Source organism: Nocardia sp. NPDC004260, from assembly GCF_053603155.1.
Genome location: NZ_JBSGEZ010000210.1, coordinates 1 through 2,816, shown reverse-complemented (window position 1 = coordinate 2,816; position 2,816 = coordinate 1). Strand labels below are relative to the sequence as shown.

Here is a 2,816-nt window from a genome sequence, read left to right as displayed (position 1 = left end):
CCGCTACGAACGCCGCGCCGACATCCACCAAGCCCTACTCAGCCTCGCCTGCGCCGTCATATGCCTCCGCAAACTCATTCTGAACTGAGTTCTAAATCGCCCGCATCGCCGTTGTCTTCTTTACAGTCCCGCACCTCACCGCTGCGCGCTCTATTTACGAGCTGAGGATGTGAGCAAGCTCCCCGGCAATCACCATGGTTCCAACGGGATTGGGGTGGTAGGAGCTGCCGAAGGTGCCCATGATTCCAGCTTGGCTTTCGGTTCCGCTGGAGCCGGTCGTGATGGGATTGTGGAAGCCGAACGTCCATGGTTCTCTTGCACAGACAGTGTGGTCTTCGGCATCGGAAATACCGACTGTAGTCACACCGGCGGTTGCGGCGGCCGCGCGTGTTGCGCTGATAAGCCCCTCGAAGGCGCGGCGGGAACCAATTGCGTCCTCGACTCCCAGGGGGGCTTGCGGGCAGGTATCGGCAGCCGAGTCGAGCACTGGCAGATAGTTGACGAGCAGCACCCTTGCTCGTGGTGCGGAAGACTGAACGGTCCGCACGACCTTGGCAATGGACTGTTCGACTGAGGCGAAGTCCTCCGGGATAGGCTGAGTGGGCCTGCCTACCACAGCGGCGCAAGCTGCCTGTATCGCTCCGCAACTTCGATCGATCATGGTCCCGATCAAGCCGAGGTCGTTCCCGCCGATCGTGATCGTGACCAGCCGTGTGTCTGGCGTGACCGCTTGGATCTGCGCGGGCACGGACCTGCCACCCCGCAGTTGCTGCGGCTTGTCGAGGATATTGGCGGTCGTCGCACCCGAGCAAGTGACGTCGACCAGGTCAAGACCGAGGGCCTCTGCCAGCTGGTGGGGATAGTTGCGGCTCGAACGCAGGCACCCCTGGTCGATCACCGGGGTTAGACCCGGACCTGCGGCGTAAGAACTGCCCAGTGCGACGTAGCGCCCCTCTCGTATCGGCGCGGCGGGAGCCAGTCCAGTACAAAGAGCGGCGTGGACGGTGACGGCGGCCGTACACGCCGCAACGATACGACGCATCGTCAACCGACTCGACCGACACCGCCCGAACGGAGGTCGCCTGAAACAGACCAAACCACAGGTGTTGGCAATTCCGCGGCTATACGAATGGCCCCGACGTCCATCGGACAGCACAGTCGTTGCAGACAGGGACGTCACCGCCCAATCATTCGCGACTCCCACCCGGCCGAGCAAGCATCGACCACTCCCACCACTGAACCAGGGTCCGGGAGAGGGGTCTGTGACGAGAACTGGGCTCTGTCCCAGGGCGGTCATTTCCGGGCACGCGGCGGCGATCTCGTCGGGGTGCGCGCGATGTATCGGGCAGGATGCTCCTATGGATGTCAAGGAGCGGGTTGAGGGCTGTCTGTGGTGATGAGCTGGTAGAGCTCGCGGGCGACGTATCGTTTGAGGCAGCGGATGATTTCTTTCTTGGACATGCCTTCTTTGGTGCGTCGTTCGGCGTAGGCGCGGGTGCGTGGGTCCCAACGCAGGCGGCAGAGCACGACGCGGTAGAGCGCTGCGTTGGCGTGGCGGTCGCCGCCGCGGTTGAGTCGGTGCCGGTGGGTCTTGCCCGAGGACGCGGGAATCGGAGCGACGCCGCAGAGCATCGCGAACGCGGCCTCCGACCGGATGCGGTCGTGGTTCTGCCCGGCGGTGACCAGCAGTTGACCGGCGGTGTCGGTGCCGACACCGTGGGCGGCGACCAGCTTCGGGTTGATGGCGGCCACCAGCGGAGCGAGTAGTTCGTCGAGTTCAGTGATCTCGGTCGAGAGCTGCTGGTGACGCCGTGCCAGGCAGCGCAACGCGATCTTGGTGGCGGTGAGCGGGGTTGCGGCGTCGGTGTGGTCGGGTTCGAAGCCCGCGCACGTGGCGATCAGTGCGCTCACCGCCAGCCCACGCAATTGCTGGCGTAACTCGTCGGGTGCGGTGACGATCAGCGTCTTGATGCGGCGTTGAGCGTCGGCACGCTGGTCGACCGCAGACCGACGCGCGACGCGACGATTGCGCAGCGCTTCGACGCGGCCGTCGCGTTGTTTCGGTGTGCCGGTCCGGTGCTCAGCCAATGCCGTCCTCGCCGCCTGGATGGCGTCGATCGGATCGGACTTTCCCTGGAAACGGCGAGTCCTGCGGTCGGGACGATCGACTTCCACCACCTGGATATGGTGCTCACGCAGTACGCGCGCCAATCCCGCACCGTAGACACCGGTGCCTTCCACTCCCACCCGAACCAGGTGGCCGAACCCGCGCATCCAATCCAGCAGCGCGGCATATCCTTCGGCATCGGCGGTGAACACGGCCGTCCCCAGGACCCGGCCGACGGTATCGAGCACGGCGGCGGTGTGAGTGTCCTGGTGGGTATCGACTTCGCCGGCTATCTCGCCCGACGCGGTGTGTTCGTGTGTAATGGAGCGCATCGTCGTCCTGTTACTCGTCAACTGGGCAGAGCGGCACGCACCAGCCGGGCACGCGGACAAGACAGAGATGGGGCCTCTGGCCAGGCTCCTGAAGTCACAACGCCACACCCAGTGAGTGCACACGAGGACCTCCCGCCCAGGCCGACAAATCCCGTTGAAGACCCCAAGTCAGTCAGTCGATGGGTCAGACCCCGGCGGGAGGTGCTCACCCACATCCTCTCTGTCAATCGGTCACGCCCGGTTACCGATGCAACCCTACTCGGAGCGAGCCACTAGCCCTGCCGGCTAGGTGACTGGTGTTTTTCGTGCGGTGACGGCAGGGTCTCGAGCGGAATGTTCGGGTGACGTTGGGGCGTGTGCCGAGCCAGGGTGATCTG

Annotated in this window: 2 protein-coding genes; both read right to left on the bottom strand. The window is 64.6% G+C overall.

Annotated elements, in window-relative coordinates; all coding sequences use genetic code 11:
• Window positions 1-154 precede the first annotated feature (154 nt).
• Window positions 155-1,042, bottom strand: a complete 888-nt coding sequence (locus ACWEO7_RS38925; protein ID WP_452430785.1) for an SGNH/GDSL hydrolase family protein — start codon at window positions 1,040-1,042, stop codon at window positions 155-157.
• A 323-nt stretch (window positions 1,043-1,365) separates the two neighbouring features.
• Window positions 1,366-2,430: an IS110 family transposase gene (locus ACWEO7_RS38920; protein WP_452430787.1), complete on the bottom strand. Its 1,065-nt coding sequence runs from the start codon at window positions 2,428-2,430 to the stop codon at window positions 1,366-1,368.
• Between the last annotated feature and the right edge of the window lie 386 nt (window positions 2,431-2,816).